Here is a 22719-nt window from a genome sequence, read left to right on the forward strand (position 1 = left end):
TCTTTAAAAATTTGGGTATGTGATAGAAGTAGATTTGAGTGGTCACTTTCACTGGTGATTATTCAAGTCAAGGTAAAATTTGCGTGTTCTCTATGCAAATTTTCGGCGAATGTCGTCTTCACGTTATAGACAGTAACCAGATTGCTTGGGGTTATATGGTCAAGTGAAGAAGCGCATACGGTGGATGCCTTGGCAGTCAGAGGCGATGAAAGACGTGGTAGCCTGCGAAAAGCTTCGGGGAGTCGGCAAACAGACTTTGATCCGGAGATGTCTGAATGGGGGAACCCAGCCATCATAAGATGGTTATCACACACTGAATACATAGGTGTGTGAGGCGAACCAGGGGAACTGAAACATCTAAGTACCCTGAGGAAAAGAAATCAACCGAGATTCCCTTAGTAGTGGCGAGCGAACGGGGATTAGCCCTTAAGCTTCTTTGATTTTAGCGGAACGCTCTGGAAAGTGCGGCCATAGTGGGTGATAGCCCTGTACGCGAAAAGGTCTTAGAAGTGAAATCGAGTAGGACGGAGCACGAGAAACTTTGTCTGAATATGGGGGGACCATCCTCCAAGGCTAAATACTACTGACTGACCGATAGTGAACCAGTACCGTGAGGGAAAGGCGAAAAGAACCCCGGAGAGGGGAGTGAAATAGAACCTGAAACCGTATGCGTACAAGCAGTGGGAGCCTACTTTGTTAGGTGACTGCGTACCTTTTGTATAATGGGTCAGCGACTTATTTTCAGTGGCGAGCTTAACCGAATAGGGGAGGCGTAGCGAAAGCGAGTCTTAATAGGGCGTCTAGTCGCTGGGAATAGACCCGAAACCGGGCGATCTATCCATGGGCAGGTTGAAGGTTAGGTAACACTGACTGGAGGACCGAACCGACTACCGTTGAAAAGTTAGCGGATGACCTGTGGATCGGAGTGAAAGGCTAATCAAGCTCGGAGATAGCTGGTTCTCCTCGAAAGCTATTTAGGTAGCGCCTCGTGTATCACTGCTGGGGGTAGAGCACTGTTTCGGCTAGGGGGTCATCCCGACTTACCAAACCGATGCAAACTCCGAATACCAGCAAGTGTCAGCACGGGAGACACACGGCGGGTGCTAACGTCCGTCGTGAAAAGGGAAACAACCCAGACCGTCAGCTAAGGTCCCAAAATCCTGGTTAAGTGGGAAACGATGTGGGAAGGCTTAGACAGCTAGGAGGTTGGCTTAGAAGCAGCCACCCTTTAAAGAAAGCGTAATAGCTCACTAGTCGAGTCGGCCTGCGCGGAAGATGTAACGGGGCTCAAACCAGGTACCGAAGCTACGGGTTCAACGCAAGTTGAGCGGTAGAGGAGCGTTCTGTAAGCCTGTGAAGGTCAGTTGAGAAGCTGGCTGGAGGTATCAGAAGTGCGAATGCTGACATGAGTAACGACAATGCGAGTGAAAAACTCGCACGCCGAAAGACCAAGGGTTCCTGCGCAACGTTAATCGACGCAGGGTGAGTCGGTCCCTAAGGCGAGGCTGAAGAGCGTAGTCGATGGGAAACGGGTTAATATTCCCGTACTTCTAGTTACTGCGATGGGGGGACGGAGAAGGCTAGGCCAGCAAGGCGTTGGTTGTCCTTGTTTAAGGTGGTAGGCAGAGATCTTAGGTAAATCCGGGATCTTAATGCCGAGAGCTGATGACGAGCTTTCTTTTAGAAAGCGAAGTGGTTGATGCCATGCTTCCAGGAAAAGCCTCTAAGCTTCAGGTAACTAGGAACCGTACCCCAAACCGACACAGGTGGTTGGGTAGAGAATACCAAGGCGCTTGAGAGAACTCGGGTGAAGGAACTAGGCAAAATGGCACCGTAACTTCGGGAGAAGGTGCGCCGGTGAGGGTGAAGTATTTACTACGTAAGCCCATGCCGGTCGAAGATACCAGGCCGCTGCGACTGTTTATTAAAAACACAGCACTCTGCAAACACGAAAGTGGACGTATAGGGTGTGACGCCTGCCCGGTGCCGGAAGGTTAATTGATGGGGTTAGCGCAAGCGAAGCTCTTGATCGAAGCCCCGGTAAACGGCGGCCGTAACTATAACGGTCCTAAGGTAGCGAAATTCCTTGTCGGGTAAGTTCCGACCTGCACGAATGGCGTAACGATGGCGGCGCTGTCTCCACCCGAGACTCAGTGAAATTGAAATCGCTGTGAAGATGCAGTGTATCCGCGGCTAGACGGAAAGACCCCGTGAACCTTTACTATAGCTTTGCACTGGACTTTGAATTTGCTTGTGTAGGATAGGTGGGAGGCTTTGAAGCGTGGACGCCAGTTCGCGTGGAGCCAACCTTGAAATACCACCCTGGCAACTTTGAGGTTCTAACTCTGGTCCGTTATCCGGATCGAGGACAGTGTATGGTGGGTAGTTTGACTGGGGCGGTCTCCTCCTAAAGAGTAACGGAGGAGTACGAAGGTGCGCTCAGACCGGTCGGAAATCGGTCGTAGAGTATAAAGGCAAAAGCGCGCTTGACTGCGAGACAGACACGTCGAGCAGGTACGAAAGTAGGTCTTAGTGATCCGGTGGTTCTGTATGGAAGGGCCATCGCTCAACGGATAAAAGGTACTCCGGGGATAACAGGCTGATACCGCCCAAGAGTTCATATCGACGGCGGTGTTTGGCACCTCGATGTCGGCTCATCACATCCTGGGGCTGAAGCCGGTCCCAAGGGTATGGCTGTTCGCCATTTAAAGTGGTACGCGAGCTGGGTTTAGAACGTCGTGAGACAGTTCGGTCCCTATCTGCCGTGGACGTTTGAGATTTGAGAGGGGCTGCTCCTAGTACGAGAGGACCGGAGTGGACGAACCTCTGGTGTTCCGGTTGTCACGCCAGTGGCATTGCCGGGTAGCTACGTTCGGAAGAGATAACCGCTGAAAGCATCTAAGCGGGAAACTTGCCTCAAGATGAGATCTCACTGGAGCCTTGAGCTCCCTGAAGGGCCGTCGAAGACTACGACGTTGATAGGTTGGGTGTGTAAGCGCTGTGAGGCGTTGAGCTAACCAATACTAATTGCCCGTGAGGCTTGACCATATAACACCCAAACAATTTGGCTGTTAGACGGAAAGTCGACAAACAGACCGAAAATCTGCACGAACACGCAATACCAATTCATCACATACCCGATTGGCTGCAGCGGCTAAACCCCGAGGCAGCAACTGAATTGCTTGACGACCATAGAGCGTTGGAACCACCTGATCCCTTCCCGAACTCAGTAGTGAAACGACGCATCGCCGATGGTAGTGTGGGGTCTCCCCATGTGAGAGTAGGTCATCGTCAAGCTCCTTTCCCAAACCCCCGACCCGCGTAAGCTGGTCGGGGGTTTGCTTTTGGGGCAGAGAAAAGCACAAGGCGCTAAGGCGGTGCTGGAATTGCCGATAGTGCAGCTGAACTGCAGTTATCTTGTGCTGTTTTCGTCTGCCTGGAGCCGGGGGTGACCAACCACGTAGTCCTTTGCAGTTTTCCGGTTCCGCCGTGTGCCGTTAGTGCTTCAGCACTTCCACAGCCATTCATTCGCTCATCGCCCAGCATCTACAGCTGGTGTAATGCATGTGCCACGCTGTCAAAATGCGTAAAATCGCCCCTCAATCTGGCGACCAGACTGTGAGTCTATCTAGTGGAAATATTCAAAGAGTTTACGTTTGAGTCAGCACATCGTTTGCCGAATGTACCGCAGGGACACAAATGTGGCCGACTGCACGGGCATTCTTTCCGGGTGGCGTTATATATCAGCGGTACGGTGGATCCGCATACGGGCTGGATCCGGGATTTTGGTGAAATCAAGTCTGTCTTCAAGCCGTTGTATGAGCTGCTGGATCACAATTATCTGAACGATATTCCTGGGTTAGAAAACCCTACAAGCGAGAATCTTGCGAAATGGATCTGGACTGAGCTCAAACCGCTTCTGCCTGAGCTTTCGCGCATCCGTATTCATGAAACCTGTACAAGCGGTTGTGAATACTGCGGCGATTAAGCATTGCCCAGAGCGTGCGGTCTGATCATTCCTATGCTTGGCATCTATATCAGACAAAGGTGGGCTAAGTAGGCATTTGGGTAAAGCATTCTCGTGCCAGCGCGTTGCCCAGGTAGATACGTGTAAGTTGCTTATCGTGCAGATCTGCTTTTGACACCCCAGTTCCGTTATTGCAGAGTACGGCGTTTTTTCGCGACGTTTGTCGTTTGTATGGAGAGTTTAATGAACGCAGTTGTTGCGGCTGTTGGCATCATGCTAATCCTGAGTCTTTGCCGTGTGCATGTAGTGGTCGCGCTCATCGCTGGAGCTATGGCTGGCGGTTTGATTGGTGGCTTGGGAATTGAGGGTAGCTTGGCGGCATTCAACAAGGGGCTAGGCGGTGGCGCAACAGTTGCCTTGTCTTATGCGTTGCTGGGTGCGTTTGCCGTTGCCATTGGAAAAAGCGGGTTGGCTCACGCCCTTGCTGACAAGGCGCTAGCTTTGGTTGGAAAGCAAGGAGCGCAAGGGGGCGGGGCGGTCAAGTGGATGATGATCGGCTTGCTGCTTGCCGTTGCTGTTTCTTCACAGAATATCCTTCCTATTCATATCGCATTTATTCCCCTACTGGTTCCCCCGCTGCTTTTTGTGCTGTCGAAGATGAAGATCGATAGGCGTTTGATCGCATGTGTGCTCGCGTTCGGTCTGATTACCCCGTATATGTTTCTCCCGGTCGGGTTCGGCAATATTTTCTTGAACGAGATCTTGCTGGCAAACGTTGCTAAAAGTGGAGTGGATGTAACTGGAATCAAAGTCACGCAGGCAATGCTGATCCCCGCAATCGGGATGCTCGCGGGATTGCTGATTGCTTTTTATAGCTATCGAAAGCCCCGCGAATACGACCTCGTGCGTGTCGAGCAGCTTGAAAAAACTACAGTGACCTACAGTCCCCTCACGCTGCTGGTGGCTGCTGTCGCAGTTGCAGCGGCCTTCGTGATTCAGCTTTGGCTGGACTCGATGATACTTGGCGCGCTTGCTGGGTTCGTGATCTTTTCCGTTTCCGGCGTGGTGCGCTGGCGCGAAGCGGATGACCTGTTCACCGACGGGATGAAGATGATGGCCATGATTGGCTTCATCATGATCGCGGCCGCTGGTTTTGCCGAGGTGATGCGTGAAACGGGCGAGGTCAAGTTGCTGGTAGACGCTTCGACTCAATGGATCGGCGACAGCAAGGCTGTCGGCGCGCTGTTGATGCTCCTGGTGGGATTGCTGGTAACCATCGGAATTGGGTCTTCTTTTTCCACAGTGCCGATCATTGCCGCGATTTTTGTTCCCCTAGGTGTCGCGCTGGGCTTCAGTCCGCTGGCGATCGTCAGTCTGGTCGGGACTGCCGGCGCTCTGGGCGATGGCGGTTCTCCCGCATCCGACTCCACTCTCGGTCCGACCGCCGGCTTGAATGCGGACGGTCAGCACAATCATATCTGGGATACTGTCGTGCCGACGTTTCTACATTACAACCTGCCACTTCTGGCATTTGGTTGGTTGGCGGCAATGACGCTGTAACGCATCAAATTCAGTGTCAGCTGTACGCCTAACCCCGGCCTGACACTGAATCATCTGCCAGACCCGCACTCGTACCGTCGCTCGTTGACTAAACAGAACCAAACGCAGCGACTGGGTCAACAATGGACAATTCGAGGCTCGAGCAGAAGGTCTTTCTTGCGCTGCTGGTGGTGGTGTCTCTGGCTTTTGGCTGGATCCTGCTGCCGTTCTATGGGGCAGTCTTCTGGGCGGTGATACTGGCGATCATCTTCGCCCCCTTGCAGCGCTATCTTTACAGACGGTTTAGCCAGCGACGCAACCTGACAGCTCTGATCACCTTGCTAGTTTCGTTGCTGGTCGCCGTACTGCCGGTGATTTTGATCGCCGGAATGCTGGTTCAAGAGGGGGCGATCCTCTACAAGCAGATCGAAAGTGGCGAGCTGGACATCGGCAGCTGGGTCGTCAACTTCCGCGAGCTGCTGCCTCAATCGATCCAGCTGCAGCTTCAGCGCTTCGGTTTCGGTGACCTCGATTCCATGCGTGAACGGCTGGCCTCTGGGGCGCTCGAGGGAAGTCAGTTCCTCGCGACAAAAGCGTTCAGTTTTGGCCAGGGGACGTTCCAGTTTCTGGTCAGCTTCTTTGTCATGCTGTACCTGCTGTTCTTCTTGATTCGCGACGGGCGTGATCTGGTGGCGCGTATCAGGAAGGCCATTCCGCTCAGCGATGCTCAGAAGCGGCGCCTGTTCAGCAAGTTCACGCGAGTCGTACGCGCGACGGTAAAAGGAAACATTGTCGTCGCCGTTACCCAAGGAGCGCTCGGCGGAATCATCTTCGCCGTGCTCGGGATCTCCGGGGCGCTGCTGTGGGGAGTGCTGATGGCATTCCTGTCATTGTTGCCCGCTGTCGGGGCGGGCCTGATATGGACGCCGGTAGCCATCTATTTCCTGATGACCGGCGCGATCTGGCAGGGCGTGATACTCACGCTTTATGGTGTGTTGGTAATCGGCCTGGTGGATAACATCCTCAGACCGATTCTGGTTGGAAAGGATACAAAGATGCCGGACTACGTCGTGCTTATCTCGACGCTGGGGGGGCTGGCATTGTTCGGACTGAATGGTTTCGTGATCGGCCCGCTGGTCGCGGCGCTATTCATATCGACCTGGGGCCTTTTCACCTCACCAGATGAGCCTTGAGTGTGGTCAGTGGATTGATAGGGGGGCCAGCCTTGCGGCTTGGCCCCTCCGCAGTTACATCAGGCGCTTTCCGTCGTCCCGCGTGACGATGACGGTTGCTGAGCGGGGTCTGCGACCCGGCCCGTCCGGCCACGTGCTCGTGTAGTTCGTCGCGGTCGAGTCTTCGCCAGGGTGCTGGATGTTGACGAACAGGGTCCGGAAGTCCGGTGTAGCTGTGATTCCGGTTACCTCAGCGCCCTGAGGCCCGACGAGAAACCGTTTGGTCTCACCGGTTCTGGGGTCGGAAACCAACATCTGATTGTTACCAAACGGCCCGCTGCGCAGTTGGCTACCGCTCATGTCAGTCTGAATCCACAGTCGACCCTCGTCGTCGAACCACAACCCATCCGGGCTGGCCATGATGTTGCTTTCATCCAGCGCTCGACCCTTCGGCCCCCGGCTGTTGTCCTGTGGCCCGGCAAGCAAATAGATATCCCAGTTGAATCGCGTGCCTGAAAAGTCGCGGCTCGCTTCACGCCAGCGAATGATGTGACCAAATGCGTTTGGTGCTCGCGGATTGGAGGCGTCGGTTTCCTTGCGTCCGCTGTTGTTGGTGAGGGTGAAGTAGACCTCACCGCTATCTGGGTTAACCGCCCCCCATTCTGGGCGATCCATCTTGGTGGCTCCGACGATGTCGGCGGCCAGACGGGTGTTGATCAGGACTTCACCTTGATCGGCAAATTGAACGCCGGCGGTCTCGCAGGCCCGCTGGAAGGCCGGATCGGCATGATCGAGAGCGAGCCAGTCGCCACTGCCGTCGGTGTTGAAACGCGCGACATAGAGAGTCCCCTCGTCCAGCAGCCGCCCATCGCTTCGCTGCGGCCGATAGCGGTCGCGGCTGACGTACTTGTAGATATATTCGTTCTGTGAATCGTCGCCGGAATAACAGACAACGGGGCGGCCCGGCCTGACGGGGGCAAACACCAGTCCTTCGTGGGCGAAACGGCCGAGGGCCGTGTGCTTGACTGGTGTTGAGTTCGGATCGAACGGATCTATCTCGACGATCCAGCCAAAGGTGTTGGGCTCGTTACGATAATCCGCTTGTGGACCGGTCGCGATGCGCGAGGCGTTGAAGCGCTCGAACTCATCGCCGGCAACTGTCTCCCAGCCATAACGACCGCTACCGCGCACACCATAGCGGCTAAGTTCACGAGGTAGGTCGCTGTCGGCGGTGGCGAAGTAACCTGCCCAGTTTTCCTCACAGGTGAGGTAGGTACCCCAAGGCGTATGCCCGTTGGCGCAGTTGTTAAGGGTTCCGCGGGTTGAGGTGCCGCTCGGGCTGTAGCGGGTGCGCATCAGCGCATGGCCGCGCGCGGGGCCTTCAATGCGCATCGGCGTGGCACCCGTAATGCGGCGGTTACGGGCTGTCGGCAAGACCGACCAATCGCCACGCGGGCCGCGGCGGATTTCTATTACCGAAACGCCGTGGGCGTTGATTTCCTTGCGGACCTCGTCGACATCGACACGCTTACCATCGACCACCGTCGGGCCGTTGGGGTGGAGCAGAGGCGCTTGAATGTATTCGTGATTTAGGACCAGCAAGCCGTGATCGCTCTGGCGCCCGCCGAGTTTTGCGTTCATCGGGAAGAAATGCATTCCGTCGTGATGCATGCCGACTTGTTGAGCCTGGTCTTCGGCGCTATTGCTCGCGTCTTCCATCCAGGTCGGGTAGCTACCGGTAATCGGGGTGCCCCATGGAATGAAAGTGGTCGCGGAATAGCCAGCAGGAACGGTAATAGCATCGGCCCGCGTTACCGCCACTGGCGAAAACGGCAGACGGGTACGGCGGCGGAAGGAGAGGTCCTTGAGTCCTTGCGCGGATGGTTCAGCCGCTCGCGAAATTCCGGGAATAGCCGCACCGAGAAAGGCCATGGCTCCCAGGGCTGCGCCGCCAACCACTACCTTTCGACGGCTAGCAGAGATCACATCCTGAATGTGTGGGTTCGTCGAGTGGTTACTGGGCAACTCGTCCCCGTTGCCAAACAAAATGTCGTTGTTCTCAGTAGTCACGGCACAGCTCCATTACGATTTTTGTCGGAGTCATGACGCTAAATTCGATATGCGACAACAGAATGACAGGTAGGGGTCGTGCCGACGAAATGTCGCCCCGTCTACGCAGTCTGCTTGCTCGCAAAAAAAAGCCTCGGCAGATGCCGAGGCTTTTTGTTAACACCCGCGGCCGGTGAGGGCCGCGAACCGATTCTTAGTGGAACTGGTTCATGGTGTTGTCTTTACCGCTTGCCTTCAGAGCGGCTTCGCCAGCGAAGTACTCCTTGTGGTTGTCGCCGATGTCGGAACCAGCCATGTTCTGGTGCTTGACGCAGGCGATGCCCTGACGCAGTTCCTGACGCTGAACGCCCTTCACATACGCCAGCATACCCTGGTCGGCGAAGTACCCCTTGGCCAGGTTGTCGGTGGACAGCGCTGCGGTGTGGTAGGTCGGCAGGGTGATCAGGTGGTGGAAGATGCCGGCGTGAGCCGAACCGTCGCGCTGGAAGGTACGGATCTTCTCGTCTGCAACCTGGGCCAGTTCGGTTTCGTCGTACTCGACGCTCATCAGCTTGGCGCGGTCGTAGGCGGAAACGTCTTTGCCTTCGGCGACGAACGCATCGAAGACCTGCTGACGGAAGTTCAGCGTCCAGTTGAACGACGGACTGTTGTTGTAGACCAGCTTGGCGTTCGGGATGGTCTTGCGGATTTCGTCAACCATGGCCGCGATCTGACCAACGTGCGGCTTCTCGGTTTCGATCCACAGCAGGTCAGCACCGTTCTGCAGCGAGGTGATGCAGTCCAGTACGCAGCGTGCTTCACCGGTGCCAGCGCGGAACTGGAACAGGTTGGACGGCAGACGCTTCGGACGCAGCAGCTTGCCTTCGCGGTTCAGAACCACGTCACCGTTGTTCAGATCGGCAGCGGAGACTTCTTCACAATCCAGGAAAGAGTTGTACAGGTCGCCCAGGTCGCCCGGCTCTTTGGTCACGGCGATCTGCTTGGTCAGGCCGGCACCCAGGGAGTCGGTACGAGCAACGATCACACCGTTGTCGATGCCCAGCTCGAGGAAGGCGTAACGCACAGCTGCGATCTTGGCGAGGAAGTCCGCGTGGGGAACGGTCACTTTACCGTCCTGGTGGCCGCACTGCTTCTCGTCGGAAACCTGGTTCTCGATCTGGATGCAGCAAGCGCCTGCTTCGATCATGCGCTTGGCCAGCAGGTAGGTGGCTTCCGGGTTACCGAAGCCAGCGTCGATGTCGGCGATGATCGGTACGATGTGGGTTTCGTAGTTGTCGATCTGGTTCTGGATCTCGGCAGCCTTGGCGCTGTCGCCAGCTTCGCGAGCGGCGTCCAGAGCGGTGAACAGCAGGTCCAGCTCGCGGCTGTCAGCCTGACGCAGGAAGGTGTACAGCTCTTCGATCAGGTCGGAAACGGCAGTCTTCTCGTGCATGGACTGGTCCGGCAGCGGGCCGAACTCGGAGCGCAGAGCAGCAACCATCCAGCCGGACAGGTAGAGGTAACGCTTGTTGGTGGTCTTCAGGTGCTTCTTGATGGAGATCAGCTTCTGCTGACCGATGAAGCCGTGCCAGCAACCGAGGGACTGCGTGTAGACGGACGAGTCGGCGTCGTACTCGGCCATGTCCTTGCGCATGATGTCGGCGGTGTACTTAGCAATTTCCAGACCGGTCTTGAAGCGGTTCTGGGCGCGCATGCGAGCGACGGACTCAGGGTTGATGGCGGCCCAGCTGCTGCCGTATTGCTCTTTCAGGGCGGCAACTGCCTTGATGTCGTCTTGATATGCGGACATGTTCAATCCTTCAAAAATGAGTGTGGTTGAGCACCGACTTTTCCCACCGAAACCTACGTGCTATCGCTGATCATTGCGGGCAACACGCGGCAGAGCGTCGAAATATCGACCGGGACGAGGATTGAACCAAGAGAAGGGGGGATACGACCGCCGGGCTGGTTCCGGTTGCTGCGCCCACAGCCGGCGTGGCTGCCGTGTGCGCTACAACAACGAGAAGCTTTCAGTCTGGCTGATGCGTCAATCGCTACCCCGTCCCTCAGGACGACTCGTTCCAGTCGCAACCTCGTCAGTCCGCCTTGTGGGCAGTACAGTCACGGAACGGCTCGGCTGGTTGGCTTGAGCACGCCCCGGAGACCCTTGCCAGGGCCCCTGGTTAGCGGGAGCGGGGCAATAATGCTCCGCTGAAATTGCATCGTCAATCGTTTTGTAGTGTTTTTTTCGGGGCACTACATCGTGGCGTGGCTGTCAGGGACCTGCTGATGTTCAGTCCAGAACATCGACCTTGAGGCGCATCGACAGGTTCTGGCCGCCTTGGGTGGAATAGCGACGTAACGTGCCTTGCTGCTCGGAGCTCGCGCTTTCATCGACGCCGCCGATGGTGATCCATTCACCGATACGACCGCTTACCCGAGTGTCCGCGTTCTGAACCTCCACCACGCCACCACGGCCATGCGCAAGCCGGTCTCGGGTACTGCTTATGGTGACTTGCACCCGGTCGCCGTGCACTGTGGCGGTGGCGTAGAAGCCGCGGAGAACGTCGCGATATTGCGTCTGCTGGTAGATCTGGCCGTAGCCATCTGTGCCCTGGGTGGTCAGCGGCACACTCTGGCCCACCTGAATCAGCGCCGGATAACCCTCGCTGGCCTGAACCTGCTGAACGCCGCCATCCCTGCTGTTCGTGCTGCGGCGGATGATTCGCACCCGATCACGCCCACCAATCTCTCCGCGTCCGGTTTCAAACTCCACGTCGCCGGAGCGTACCGAACCGTCCACCTGATAACCGCCTGCGGAGCTGCTGGCCGAGTCCTGAGTATCGACACTGATGAGCAGACGCTTGGGCTCGACGTCCAGCTGATCGATCACCTGCCGCAGTTCGCTGATGAGCGCGTCCGGTGCATTGACGATCAGCTGGCTGCCGTAGGCTGTGACCCGTCCCTGGCCACCGAGCACCGACTCCGCTACGGGAATAACGTCTTCGGCCATGCGGTTGTCGAGCTGAATGACTTCGGTCGCCGCTTGTAACGGAAGACAGATGCTGACAGCAACGGACAGCAGAAAGATTCGAGGGCTCATAGCAGAAAACTCCGCAGGTTTGCATCCGCTAATCCATGTTCCCAGGCCTTGTCGAATTCCGCTTGGCGTATGCGCACCCGGGCGAGGTCGTGGTACAGGGCATAGCCGGCGTATTGGTCAGCCTTGGGGCGTTGCAGCAGACCACAATCATCGGCGATCAGATAGGCGCCGCTCTGCTCGGGATAATCGGGGTTCAGCTTGCGGATATGTACATTGCTGGTCAATCGCCGAGCAAGCTGCAGAAGACGGTGGCCTTCTTTGATCGCTCGTGTCGGGTCGCCGACCAAGATACGCAGGCGGTTGCGCGGGTGGGCCAGCAGTAGGCGAGTGCAAGCCTGCTGAACGCTGCTGTGATGATAAAGCCAGGGTTCCAGATCCGTGCTGTAGATGCACAGCGAGCGAGTCGCCTGCTGCAGCATGGCCAAAGCATGCTGGCGAACCTCACTGGGTTCGCTGAAGCGTTGCAGTTCGGTGTCCTGTCCAAGCTCAAAGGCGGCCGCTCTCCAAGCGAGAGGCTCGGGAAGGTCGGCTTGGGGGTTGTGAACGGCAAAACGCCCCGGAGAGTGAAAGTCTATGGCCGGGAGTTCGGCCTGATCGCTACTTTCGTCAGGGGCGCTGTCGCTCATACGGCCTCAGTGGCTCCGGCGGAGCATGTCGACGTGGGGGATTCCAGCTTCGAGAAACTCATCGCTGACCACTTCAAAACCAAGTCGCTCATAGAAGGCGGTGGCGTGAACCTGCGCAGTCAGTGTCTGCTCCGTCAGGCCCCGGCGCTCCGCCTCCGCAAGGACGGCACGCATCAGCGCATCGCCCACGTTCATGCCGCGCCAGTCGCGCAGGACTGCTACCCGGCCAATCTGCCCGTCGGCCAGCAACCGTGCGGTACCGATCGGATAGTCGCCCTCGAGGGCGAGAAAATGCACGGCTTCGCTATCGTCGGCATCCCACTCCTGCTCGGGCGGAACGGCCTGCTCGGCAATGAACACGGCCTCCCGAATGCGCCGCAGCTCGGCGTTGTCCTGCTGCCAGTCGGCGATCCGTACCTGAACGCTATTCATCAGCAAACTCCAGACTTCCTTGTTTGACCAGCTCGCACAAAAGCCCCCGGGCATCGTCGTCGCTCAGCCACTCGCCGATATTATCGGCGTGCAACGCGTCGGCGGAGCAGACCAGTTTCAACAGTTCGCGCAGCTTAGAGGGAAGCAGGCGGCTCTGGCCACTGGCGAACAGTAGCAGCCCGATGTCGACCTCGCTCCACGCCAGGCGTGCCGCCGGGTTGCGGACCAGCAGGGCGCCATCCTCGAGTGCCGAACGCAGTTCGATCTCGTTTAGCTCAGGCCCTTCCACCCGTTCCGGGTAGCGGGGCTCAGTCATGAACTGGCCGAACCAGGTGAGCAGGAGACGCTCATCGTTCATGTGTTCGGCGAGTAGCGCTTTCAGGCGATCCAACGCGTCGCTCTGAATCTGGTAAGGGTCGTCGGTCGGTTGCAGATCCGCGTCGCTGTAGCGATCCTCGTCCGGCAGGAACTGCGCCAGGAAATCGGTGAAATGGGTCAGGACCTCGGCAGCGCTAGGGGCACGGAAACCGACCGAGTAGGTCATGCAGGCATCCTCGGCGGTGCCGAAGTGGGCCAGGCGAGGCGGCAGGTAGAGCATGTCACCGGGTTCCAGGACCCATTCATCGGTGCCTTCGAACTCGGCCAGGATGCGAAGATCGCCGTGGGTCAGCATTGGGCTTTCGCTGTCGCACATCTGCCCGATGCGCCAGCGGCGCTGACCATGCGCCTGCAGCAGGAATACGTCGTAGTTGTCGAAGTGCGGGCCAACACCGCCGCCCGGTGCGGCATAGCTGATCATCACATCATCGATGCGCCAGTTGGGGAGGAAACGGAAGTGCTCGATCAGATCGGCGACTTCCGGTACCAGTTGGTCGACAGCCTGGACCAGCAGGGTCCAATCACGCTCGGGTAGCTGCTGGTAGGTGTCTTCGGCGAAGGGACCGCGACGCAGCTCCCAGGGGCTTTGTCCGTGCTCGATTATCAGGCGGGATTCGACTTCCTCTTCCAGCGAAAGGCCGGCCAGTTCGTCCGGCGAGATGGGGCTCTGAAAATCTGGGATGGCCTGGCGAATGAGCAGCGGTTTCTTCTGCCAGTAGTCGCGCAGAAATTCCCGGGCGCTGATACCGCCCAGGACTTGAAGTGGAATATCAGAAGTCATGCGTAACACCTTGCTCTATATACAGAGCTGAAAATAAAAACGCCCGGCACAGCCGGGCGTGCATACATGGGCGCACTCAGATGCGCTTGGCCTGGGCAACAGCGTTGCCGATGTAGTTGGCCGGCGTCAGTTTGCGCAGCTCCGACTTTGCTTCAGCCGGAATGTCGAGACCGTCGATGAACGACTGCAGAGCGTCTGGCGTGATGCCTTTGCCGCGGGTCAAGTCCTTGAGCTTTTCGTAGGCATTTTCCACGGCGTAGCGGCGCATGACCGTCTGTACCGGCTCGGCCAGCACTTCCCAGCAGGCGTCGAGGTCTTCGGCGATGCGGGCGACGTTTAGCTCCAGCTTGCCGATACCCTTGAGGCTCGCTTCGTAGGCAATGACGCTATGGGCAAAGCCGACGCCAAGGTTGCGTAGCACGGTGGAATCGGTCAGGTCGCGCTGCCACCGGGAGATCGGCAGCTTGCTGGCCAAGTGCTGGAACAGTGCGTTGGCGATGCCCAGGTTGCCTTCGGAATTCTCGAAGTCGATCGGATTGACCTTGTGCGGCATGGTCGACGAGCCGATCTCGCCAGCAACGGTCTTCTGCTTGAAGTAACCGAGCGAGATGTAGCCCCAGACGTCGCGGTCGAAATCGATGAGGATGGTGTTGAACCGGGCGATGGCATCGAACAGCTCGGCAATGTAGTCGTGCGGCTCGATCTGTGTGGTGTAGGGATTCCACGTAAGGCCGAGGTCGCCTTCGATGAATTCGCGGGCGTTGGCTTCCCAGTCGATCTCCGGATAGGCGCTCAGGTGGGCGTTGTAGTTGCCCACGGCGCCGTTGATCTTGCCCAGCAGCGGAACGGCGGCGACCTGGGCGATCTGGCGTTCCAGACGGTACACCACGTTCGCCAGCTCCTTGCCGAGCGTCGTTGGCGACGCCGGTTGGCCGTGCGTACGCGACAGCATCGGTACGTCAGCGAACTGAACGGCCAGGCTGCGGATCGATTCGGCAAGCTGGCGCATCAGCGGCAGCAGAACGCTGTCGCGGCCTTCACACAGCATCAGCGCGTGGGAGAGGTTGTTGATATCTTCGCTGGTGCAGGCGAAGTGGATGAATTCGTTGACCTTGGCCAGTTCCGGCAGCTGCTTGGCCTGCTCCTTGAGCAGGTACTCAACGGCTTTTACGTCATGGTTGGTGGTTCGCTCGAATTCCTTCACGCGCTCGGCGTGCTCCAGCTGGAAGTTCTCGACCAGCTGGTTCAGCACCGAGTTGGCTTCGGCGGAGAAGGGGGCGACTTCCGGAATGCCTGGGTGGGCTGCCAGGCGCTGGAGCCAGCGGACTTCGACCTGGACGCGGCAACGAATCAGGCCGAATTCACTGAAGATCGGGCGCAGGGCGCTGGTTTTGCCGGCGTAGCGGCCGTCGACGGGGGAAACCGCCGTGAGCGAGGAAAGCTGCATAGAGGGCATTCTCGGACAGTCAGGCAACGAAAAGAGGGCGCAGATTATACACGAATGGATCGGGTGGGCCCGGTACATTCGCCACCGTTAGCGGTCGTCATCCTGGGTCGAGCGCAGCCGTGGATAGAGCGCATCGAGCAGCTTGCGGCGGCTGAAGATCATTTGCCAACGGTGCCCGCCGAGCTGGCGCCACAGACGTGCCGAGCGAATTCCGGAGAGCAGCAGGGCGCGAATCTTGGCTGCATTGTCCGTCTGCTGCAGGTGCCGCATGTCGCCTTGAACCTGAATGCGCTGGCGAAATGTGCTCAGGGTGTCCTGGTACAAACCGCCGAACGAGGCCACGACATTTTCGTGGGTGATGCCGAAGTGCTCGACCTGCTGTTGAATCTGATCCAGACGGCTGCCAATGACCTGAAGCATGTCGTCGCGCTTGTCCAGCTGGCGCTCCAGACCGATCATCGCCAGTGCGTAACGCAGTGGTTCTCGCTGCAGTGCGCTGCTGTCGCGCTCCAAGGCACCGACCAGAGCGCGATAGCCATCACGCAGATTGAGGTCATCACCGCCGTAGATTTCCAGTGTGGTTTCCGGATTGCGGGCCAGCAGGCTGCCCAGCATGCAGCCGAGCGAGGCGTTCGGAACCTGGCCGGTGCGAGCGATGCGGTCTACCAACGTTGCGGCTTCGAACACTGCGCCGAGTGCAATCAGTTGTTCGTCGAGCGTATTCATGCTCGACCCTCGAACCAGGGTTCGGCCTGCTCGATCACGCCGCCGCCAAGGCAGACTTCGCCGTCGTAGAACACGACCGACTGGCCCGGTGTCACCGCCCGTTGTGGCGCTTCGAAGACGGCACGATAGCCGTCTGCCGTCTTTTCCAGCGTGCAGGCCTGATCGCTCTGGCGATAGCGGACCTTGGCGGTCAGCTGGAGCGGAGCGCTGAGGTCGATGGGGTTCACCCAGTAGATTTCAGATGCCTGCAACGCGCGCGAGAACAACCACGGATGATCGTTGCCCTGGCCGACCACCAGCACGTTGCGCTGCAGGTCCTTGCTCAGCACGTACCAGGGCTCGTCGGAAGCATCCTTGAGGCCACCGATGCCCAAGCCCTGGCGTTGACCGATGGTGTGATACATCAAGCCGTGATGACGGCCGATCACTTCACCATCAATGGTTTCGATATTGCCGGGCTGGGCCGGAAGGTATTGCTTGAGAAAGTCGCTGAAGCGCCTTTCGCCGATGAAGCAGATGCCGGTGGAATCCTTTTTCTTCGCCGTGGCAAGCCCGTACTTTTCGGCGATCGCCCGCACTTCGGGCTTTTCCAGCTCGCCGACAGGAAACAGCGTCTTGCTCAGCTGTTCACCGCCGACCGCATGCAGGAAGTAGCTCTGATCCTTGTTCGGGTCCAGCCCTTTGAGCAGCTCGCTACGATCATTCACGTCGCGACGACGCACGTAATGGCCGGTCGCGATGAGGTCCGCCCCTAGCATCAATGCGTAGTCGAGAAAGGCTTTGAACTTGATCTCCCGGTTGCAAAGGATGTCCGGGTTCGGCGTGCGTCCCGCCTTGTATTCGGCAAGGAAGTGTTCGAAGACGTTGTCCCAGTATTCGGCTGCAAAGTTCGCCGTATGCAGCTTGATGCCGATCCGGTCGCACACCGCTTGGGCGTCGGCCAAGTCTTCCTTGGCGGTGCAGTATTCCGTGCCGTCGTCCTCTTCCCAGTTCTTCATGAACAGGCCTTCGACCTGATAGCCCTGCTCGAGCAGCAGGAGGGCGGAAACGGAAGAGTCCACTCCGCCGGACATGCCGACGATGACACGTGTTTTTTCCGGGGCGGTGAGGGTGGTTACAGACATAGGAACACGCTGAGGCTCTGCAAAGGGGCGGAATTCTATCAGGCTGCAGCAGGCATGACGAAGCCGCGTTCAGTTGCGAATCACGTCAAGCGAATGCAGCGGCCCGGTCAGATAATCATCGATGCAGCGGGGCACCAGTTCGCTGCGCCAGCGTTCAGGTTGCGCCTCCAGCTCGTCGCGGCTCAGCCACCGAGCCGCGACAATGCCCTCGTCGAGATGACGCTGCGGATCATGCTGCAGGGCTCTGGCGGCGAAGCATACGCGCTGATAGGTCACGCCATTGCTGGGCGCGGTGTACAGATAAATTCCCACAACGCCAATGAGCTCGACCTCCCAGCCGGTTTCTTCGAGGGTTTCCCGTACAGCCGCCTGGCGCAGATTCTCATTGGCTTCGAGATGCCCAGCAGGCTGATTGAGTACGAGTCGGCCCGCCTTGAGCTCTTCTACCAACAGAAAGCGCCCCTGGTCTTCGATAACGGTCGCGACGGTAATATGCGGTTGCCAGTCCATAAGAGCTGCCTTGTGTAAATGACGGGATGATAACAGTCACCTCCGTTCAGAAAGCACGAACCCCGGCACCAGGCCGGGGTTCGTGATAACACTCAAGCGTCGATTCAGGCGTTCAGCGCGGCCAGGGCTGCGTTGAAGGTTGCGCTGGGGCGCATCACCTTGCTGGTCAGTTCCGGATTGGAGCGGTAGTAGCCACCGATATCCACCGGCTTGCCTTGCACCTCGGCCAGTTCGGCGACGATGGTCGCTTCCTGCTCGGTCAACTGCTTGGCCAGCGGGGTGAAGTGGGCCTTCAGCTCGGCGTCTTCGTCCTGGGCGGCCAGAGCTTGCGCCCAGTACAGAGCCAGGTAGAAGTGGCTGCCGCGGTTGTCCAGCTGACCAACCTTACGCGCCGGTGACTTGTTGTTGTCCAACAGTTTGCCGGTGGCCTGGTCAAGGGTCTTGCCGAGGATCTTGGCCTTGATGTTGTCGGTCTTGATGCCGGTTTCTTCCAGGGATACCGCCAGTGCCAGGAACTCACCCAGCGAATCCCAGCGCAGGTAGTTCTCTTCGACCAGCTGCTGCACGTGCTTTGGTGCGGAGCCGCCGGCGCCGGTTTCGTACATGCCGCCGCCCGCCATCAGCGGAACGATGGAGAGCATCTTGGCCGAGGTACCCAGTTCCATGATTGGGAACAGGTCGGTCAGGTAATCGCGCAGCACATTGCCGGTCACCGAAATGGTGTCCTGGCCACGAATCATGCGCTCCATGCTGACGCGGATGGCTTCGTTGTAGCCCATGATGCGGATGTCCAGACCGCTCAGATCGTGATCCTTGAGGTAGGTTTCGACCTTGTTCTGCAGCTGACGATCATGGGCGCGCTCCGGGTCAAGCCAGAAGATTGCCGGGGTGTTCGACTGGCGAGCACGGGTCACGGCCAGCTTGACCCAGTCGCGGATCGGAGCGTCCTTGGTCTGGCAGGCACGCCAGATGTCGCCTTTCTCGACTTCGTGCTGCATCAGCACGGTGCCGTCGGCCAGAACGACGCGCATGGTGCCGTCGGCCTGCATCTCGAAGGTCTTGTCGTGCGAACCGTATTCCTCGGCTTTCTGTGCCATCAGGCCGACGTTCGGGACGCTGCCCATGGTGACCGGGTCGAAGGCGCCGTTGGTCTTGCAGAAGTTGATCATCTCCTGGTAAATGCGGGCATAGGTGCTCTCCGGCATTACCGCTTTTGTGTCCTTCTGCTTGCCGTCCTTGCCCCACATCTGACCGGAGTTACGGATCATCGCCGGCATCGAGGCGTCGACAATGACGTCGCTCGGGATGTGCAGGTTGGTGATCCCCTTGACCGAGTCGACCATCGCCATTTCAGGGCGGTGGCTGTAAACCTCATGGATGTCATGCAGGATTTCTTCCTGCTGCGAGACCGGCAGCGACTTGATCTTGTCGTAGACGCTGCTGATACCGTTGTTCGGGTTGACGCCCAGTTCCTTGAACAGCTCGCCGTACTTGTCGAACACATCCTTGTAGTAAACGCTGACCGCATGACCGAAGACGATCGGGTGCGAGATCTTCATCATGGTGGCCTTGACGTGCAGGGACCACATCACGCCGGTTTCCTTGCAGTCCTGCAGGGTGTCTTCGAAGAAGGCGCGCAGCTTGTTGCAGCTCATGAACATGCCGTCGAGCACTTCGCCTTCCTGCAGAGACAGCTGCTTCTTGACCTCGACCTTGCCGTCCTTGCCGGCGAACTCAATGCGCACGTCACCAGCTTTGTCCATGGTGATCGACTGCTCGCTGGAGAAGAAGTCGCCACCACGCATGTAGTCGGCATGGGACTGCGAAGCCTTGCTCCACTTGCCCATCGAGTGCGGGTGCTTGCGAGCGTAGGCTTTCACGGCGGCCGGAGCGCGGCGGTCGGAGTTGCCTTCGCGCAGCACGGGGTTCACGGCGCTGCCGAGTACCTTGCCATAGCGGGCGCGGGTATCTTTCTCCGCATCGGTCTGCGGGTCTTCCGGGAAGTTGGGGATGTTGTAGCCCAGGGTCTGCAGTTCGGCGATGGCGGCCTTGAGCTGCGGCACGGAAGCGCTGATGTTGGGCAGTTTGATGATGTTGGCATCGGGCTGAACGGTCAGCTCGGCAAGCTTGGCCAGGTCGTCGTCGACTTTCTTGTCAGCGTCGAGCTGGTCGGCAAAGCTCGCAAGAATGCGCCCTGCAAGAGAGATGTCGCGTGTTTCGACGGCTATGTCAGCGGAGGCGGCGAAGGCTTCTACAATAGGAAGAAGCGAATAGGTAGCCAGCGCAGGGGCTTCGTCGGTGAAGGTATAGATGATCTTCGAAGGGGTGGACATTTAGCGATAACTCTCTTCTTGCAGGGCGTGCACAGAATCCCGAGTGCGCCGGGTAGGCGCTCTGGCTCTCCGTCTAGATGAAACCAGAAGGGGGATTCGCCGCGGTGATGATGGATGCACCAATAGAGTGTCGAGCATTTGAACCGCCGAGCCGCGGTAGCGACTCTGAGGTTTCAAGGGGCGGGACTTGTACAAGACAGGTTCGTCCCTTATGACTTGTGAGTCATCGCGGCAGTATACCATCGAGCCAGCCTCGGGCAGAACGGCATTGCGCATACGACGAACGAACATGTAGTTTCAGGCAATTCGAGTGGGTTACCCTCAAAGATGATCGATGTCTAACCACGAAGACGGAGTCCAGCATGGGATACCAAAAGATCCAGGTGCCATCCAGCGGTGACAAAATTACCGTTAATGCCGATAACACCCTGAACGTCCCCGACAACCCGATCATCCCTTATATAGAAGGGGACGGTATCGGCGTCGACATCAGCCCGGTGATGATCAAGGTCGTGGATGCCGCTGTTCAGAAGGCCTATGGCGGCAAGCGCAAGATTGCCTGGATGGAGATCTACGCGGGCGAGAAGGCTACGCAGGTCTACGATCAGGACACCTGGCTGCCGAAGGAAACCCTCGAAGCTGTCCGCGATTACGTCGTGTCGATCAAAGGCCCCCTGACCACTCCGGTCGGCGGTGGCATCCGCTCCTTGAACGTTGCGCTGCGCCAGGAGCTGGATCTTTACGTCTGCCAGCGTCCGGTTCGCTGGTTCACCGGTGTGCCGAGCCCGGTCAAGAAGCCGGGCGATGTGGATATGGTGATCTTCCGGGAGAACTCCGAAGACATCTACGCCGGTGTCGAGTGGAAGGCAGGCTCCCCGGAAGCGGAAAAGGTCATCAAGTTCCTTACCGAGGAAATGGGCGTCAAGAAAATCCGTTTTACCGAAAACTGCGGAATTGGGGTCAAGCCGGTTTCACTGGAAGGTACGAAGCGTCTCGTTCGCAAGGCGTTGCAGTACGCCGTCGACAATGACCGCAGCTCCGTCACCATTGTCCACAAGGGCAACATCATGAAGTTCACCGAGGGTGCCTTCAAGGAGTGGGGCTATGAAGTGGCCCGCGACGAGTTTGGCGCCGAGCTGCTGGATGGCGGGCCCTGGATGCAGTTCAAGAACCCTAACACCGGCAAGAACATAGTAGTCAAGGACGCCATTGCCGATGCCATGCTTCAGCAGATCCTGCTGCGCCCGGCCGAGTACGACGTCATCGCAACACTCAACCTGAACGGTGACTACCTGTCCGACGCGCTTGCCGCTGAGGTCGGTGGTATCGGTATTGCCCCCGGGGCAAACCTTTCTGACACGGTCGCCATGTTCGAAGCTACGCATGGTACCGCGCCGAAGTACGCCGGTCAGGACAAGGTCAATCCGGGCTCGCTGATTCTCTCGGCTGAGATGATGCTGCGCCATATGGGTTGGGTGGAAGCGGCAGACCTGATCATCAAGTCGACCGAGAGCGCTATCGCCGCCAAGACCGTCACCTACGACTTCGAGCGTCTCATGGAGGGCGCCCAGTTGATGTCATGCTCGCAATTTGGCGACGCGATGATCAGCCATATGTAAGGTGTGGAATGAAAAAGGCCGATCAGATGATCGGCCTTTTTTTGTTTCGTTTCAGGACAAATCAGGCATCTACCGTCGAGACGCCTTGGGCAGCAGCAGGGGTCGTCGCCTCGGACACGGCCTGCTGTGGCCTGATGTCGGTTGCGTGAAGGCCTTTCGGACCCTGCAGGATGTTGAACATGACCGCTTGCCCAGCTTTCAGAGTTCGATAGCCTTCCATCTGGATGGCCGAGTAGTGGGCGAACAGGTCCTCATCGCCGCCGTCTGCTACGATGAACCCGTAGCCTTTGGCGTTGTTGAACCACTTGACCTTACCGCTTAGCATGCTGTTATCCCTCTGCAAAGGAGTCCATTACTGGAGTAACATCCATTTCATTCCGCGCTTATGCAGCCCGAGGCCTCATGTTGCGCAACCCGTTTGCCCTTGTAGGCACATACTGTTTGTATCACCGTTTTGCCGATAGTCAAGGCGACTCGTCAGCTGGCTGCGAAGCTGTCCATATTTATCTGGCCCCCGCGCCACGACCTAGAACCGTTATGCGCATGCATGCATTTGCTCAGATTCGACTAACATTCAATCAGGACCGGCCTCAACGGGACGAAGACGACGCGTCTGGTCTCGCTGTCCAGGAGGCCAAGCCGGAATTAAAGGCACCACCGATGTATAAAGTTGTCATGTTCAATGACGACTACACACCGATGGATTTCGTCGTCGAGGTGCTGGAAGGCATTTTCAATCACAGCAGGGAGCAGGCCACCAAGATCATGCTGGCCGTCCATACCGAGGGGCAGGCCGTCTGCGGGCTCTATACGCGCGACGTAGCCGAAACCAAAGCGATGCAAGTGAATCAATATGCAAGGGAATGCCAGCACCCGCTGCTCTGTGAGATCGAGAAGGACGGTTAACTCCGAC

At 58.0% G+C, this 22719-nt stretch carries 17 protein-coding genes and 2 rRNA genes; 7 read left to right on the forward strand and 12 right to left on the reverse strand.

Annotated elements, in window-relative coordinates:
* Positions 1 to 157 precede the first annotated feature (157 nt).
* From LLJ08_RS09670 to LLJ08_RS09690, 5 genes are all read left to right on the forward strand, one after another.
* Positions 158 to 3048: ribosomal RNA gene (locus LLJ08_RS09670) — 23S ribosomal RNA — on the forward strand.
* Between the two features lie 133 nt (positions 3049 to 3181).
* Positions 3182 to 3297 (forward strand): 5S ribosomal RNA (rrf, locus tag LLJ08_RS09675).
* Between the two features lie 334 nt (positions 3298 to 3631).
* Positions 3632 to 3988, forward strand: coding sequence for a 6-carboxytetrahydropterin synthase QueD (queD, locus tag LLJ08_RS09680; protein ID WP_014820063.1), 357 nt, complete (start codon positions 3632 to 3634; stop codon positions 3986 to 3988).
* 222 nt (positions 3989 to 4210) lie between these two features.
* Positions 4211 to 5527 carry a Na+/H+ antiporter family protein gene (locus LLJ08_RS09685; protein ID WP_228208824.1) on the forward strand — a complete coding sequence of 439 codons (1317 nt, stop codon included), beginning with the start codon at positions 4211 to 4213 and terminating at the stop codon, positions 5525 to 5527.
* A 122-nt stretch (positions 5528 to 5649) separates the two neighbouring features.
* Positions 5650 to 6699, forward strand: a complete 1050-nt coding sequence (locus tag LLJ08_RS09690; protein WP_041013682.1) for an AI-2E family transporter — start codon at positions 5650 to 5652, stop codon at positions 6697 to 6699.
* Positions 6700 to 6753: 54 nt separating this feature from the next.
* On the opposite strand, the gene LLJ08_RS09695 is transcribed toward LLJ08_RS09690, so the two are convergent.
* The 11 genes from LLJ08_RS09695 to LLJ08_RS09745 form a co-directional block, all read right to left on the reverse strand.
* On the reverse strand, positions 6754 to 8748 hold the full coding sequence (locus tag LLJ08_RS09695) for a PhoX family protein (protein ID WP_228208825.1): 1995 nt from the start codon (positions 8746 to 8748) through the stop codon (positions 6754 to 6756).
* A 193-nt stretch (positions 8749 to 8941) separates the two neighbouring features.
* Positions 8942 to 10537: an isocitrate lyase gene (locus LLJ08_RS09700; protein ID WP_228208826.1), complete on the reverse strand. Its 1596-nt coding sequence runs from the start codon at positions 10535 to 10537 to the stop codon at positions 8942 to 8944.
* A gap of 483 nt (positions 10538 to 11020) precedes the next feature.
* Positions 11021 to 11830: a secretin N-terminal domain-containing protein gene (locus LLJ08_RS09705; protein WP_228208827.1), complete on the reverse strand. Its 810-nt coding sequence runs from the start codon at positions 11828 to 11830 to the stop codon at positions 11021 to 11023.
* Positions 11827 to 12456, reverse strand: a complete 630-nt coding sequence (locus tag LLJ08_RS09710; RefSeq protein WP_023446963.1) for a DUF7931 domain-containing protein — start codon at positions 12454 to 12456, stop codon at positions 11827 to 11829. The genes LLJ08_RS09705 and LLJ08_RS09710 overlap by 4 nt, the downstream gene beginning before the upstream one ends.
* Before the next feature lie 6 nt (positions 12457 to 12462).
* Positions 12463 to 12888, reverse strand: coding sequence for a GNAT family N-acetyltransferase (locus LLJ08_RS09715; protein ID WP_023446962.1), 426 nt, complete (start codon positions 12886 to 12888; stop codon positions 12463 to 12465).
* Positions 12881 to 14047 (reverse strand): ribosomal protein uL16 3-hydroxylase, encoded by a 1167-nt coding sequence (locus tag LLJ08_RS09720; RefSeq protein WP_228208828.1) that lies wholly within the window; start codon positions 14045 to 14047, stop codon positions 12881 to 12883. The genes LLJ08_RS09715 and LLJ08_RS09720 overlap by 8 nt, the downstream gene beginning before the upstream one ends.
* Positions 14048 to 14123: 76 nt before the next feature.
* Positions 14124 to 15494, reverse strand: coding sequence for an adenylosuccinate lyase (gene purB / locus LLJ08_RS09725; protein WP_228208829.1), 1371 nt, complete (start codon positions 15492 to 15494; stop codon positions 14124 to 14126).
* 87 nt (positions 15495 to 15581) lie between these two features.
* Positions 15582 to 16220, reverse strand: coding sequence for a high frequency lysogenization protein HflD (hflD, locus tag LLJ08_RS09730; protein ID WP_014820073.1), 639 nt, complete (start codon positions 16218 to 16220; stop codon positions 15582 to 15584).
* A complete protein-coding gene (mnmA, locus tag LLJ08_RS09735; RefSeq protein WP_228208830.1) occupies positions 16217 to 17344 on the reverse strand; it encodes a tRNA 2-thiouridine(34) synthase MnmA in 1128 nt (375 codons plus the stop codon). The genes hflD and mnmA overlap by 4 nt, the downstream gene beginning before the upstream one ends.
* Positions 17345 to 17413: 69 nt before the next feature.
* A complete protein-coding gene (locus tag LLJ08_RS09740) occupies positions 17414 to 17854 on the reverse strand; it encodes an NUDIX hydrolase (RefSeq protein WP_046618908.1) in 441 nt (146 codons plus the stop codon).
* 104 nt (positions 17855 to 17958) lie between these two features.
* Positions 17959 to 20187 carry an NADP-dependent isocitrate dehydrogenase gene (locus tag LLJ08_RS09745; protein WP_228208831.1) on the reverse strand — a complete coding sequence of 743 codons (2229 nt, stop codon included), beginning with the start codon at positions 20185 to 20187 and terminating at the stop codon, positions 17959 to 17961.
* Between the two features lie 362 nt (positions 20188 to 20549).
* On the opposite strand from LLJ08_RS09745, the gene icd reads away from it, so the two are divergent.
* Positions 20550 to 21806, forward strand: coding sequence for an NADP-dependent isocitrate dehydrogenase (gene icd / locus LLJ08_RS09750; RefSeq protein WP_014820077.1), 1257 nt, complete (start codon positions 20550 to 20552; stop codon positions 21804 to 21806).
* Positions 21807 to 21867: 61 nt separating this feature from the next.
* On the opposite strand, the gene cspD is transcribed toward icd, so the two are convergent.
* Complete coding sequence (gene cspD / locus LLJ08_RS09755) at positions 21868 to 22131, reverse strand: cold shock domain-containing protein CspD (protein WP_003298830.1); 264 nt, start codon at positions 22129 to 22131, stop codon at positions 21868 to 21870.
* A gap of 218 nt (positions 22132 to 22349) precedes the next feature.
* On the opposite strand from cspD, the gene clpS reads away from it, so the two are divergent.
* On the forward strand, positions 22350 to 22712 hold the full coding sequence (gene clpS / locus LLJ08_RS09760) for an ATP-dependent Clp protease adapter ClpS (protein WP_003298832.1): 363 nt from the start codon (positions 22350 to 22352) through the stop codon (positions 22710 to 22712).
* Positions 22713 to 22719: the final 7 nt, after the last annotated feature.

This window comes from Stutzerimonas chloritidismutans (assembly GCF_020783375.1).
Taxonomy (GTDB): domain Bacteria; phylum Pseudomonadota; class Gammaproteobacteria; order Pseudomonadales; family Pseudomonadaceae; genus Stutzerimonas; species Stutzerimonas kunmingensis.

Coding starts and splice junctions, on each gene's coding strand:
- icd (WP_014820077.1), top strand. CDS start 20,550: ATGGGATACCAAAAGATCCAGGTGCCATCCAGCGGTGACAAAATTACC.
- LLJ08_RS09690 (WP_041013682.1), top strand. CDS start 5,650: ATGGACAATTCGAGGCTCGAGCAGAAGGTCTTTCTTGCGCTGCTGGTG.
- LLJ08_RS09705 (WP_228208827.1), bottom strand. CDS start 11,830: ATGAGCCCTCGAATCTTTCTGCTGTCCGTTGCTGTCAGCATCTGTCTT.
- clpS (WP_003298832.1), top strand. CDS start 22,350: ATGCATGCATTTGCTCAGATTCGACTAACATTCAATCAGGACCGGCCT.
- hflD (WP_014820073.1), bottom strand. CDS start 16,220: ATGAATACGCTCGACGAACAACTGATTGCACTCGGCGCAGTGTTCGAA.
- cspD (WP_003298830.1), bottom strand. CDS start 22,131: ATGCTAAGCGGTAAGGTCAAGTGGTTCAACAACGCCAAAGGCTACGGG.
- purB (WP_228208829.1), bottom strand. CDS start 15,494: ATGCAGCTTTCCTCGCTCACGGCGGTTTCCCCCGTCGACGGCCGCTAC.
- LLJ08_RS09700 (WP_228208826.1), bottom strand. CDS start 10,537: ATGTCCGCATATCAAGACGACATCAAGGCAGTTGCCGCCCTGAAAGAG.
- LLJ08_RS09745 (WP_228208831.1), bottom strand. CDS start 20,187: ATGTCCACCCCTTCGAAGATCATCTATACCTTCACCGACGAAGCCCCT.
- LLJ08_RS09740 (WP_046618908.1), bottom strand. CDS start 17,854: ATGGACTGGCAACCGCATATTACCGTCGCGACCGTTATCGAAGACCAG.
- LLJ08_RS09685 (WP_228208824.1), top strand. CDS start 4,211: ATGAACGCAGTTGTTGCGGCTGTTGGCATCATGCTAATCCTGAGTCTT.
- LLJ08_RS09710 (WP_023446963.1), bottom strand. CDS start 12,456: ATGAGCGACAGCGCCCCTGACGAAAGTAGCGATCAGGCCGAACTCCCG.
- LLJ08_RS09715 (WP_023446962.1), bottom strand. CDS start 12,888: ATGAATAGCGTTCAGGTACGGATCGCCGACTGGCAGCAGGACAACGCC.
- mnmA (WP_228208830.1), bottom strand. CDS start 17,344: ATGTCTGTAACCACCCTCACCGCCCCGGAAAAAACACGTGTCATCGTC.
- LLJ08_RS09720 (WP_228208828.1), bottom strand. CDS start 14,047: ATGACTTCTGATATTCCACTTCAAGTCCTGGGCGGTATCAGCGCCCGG.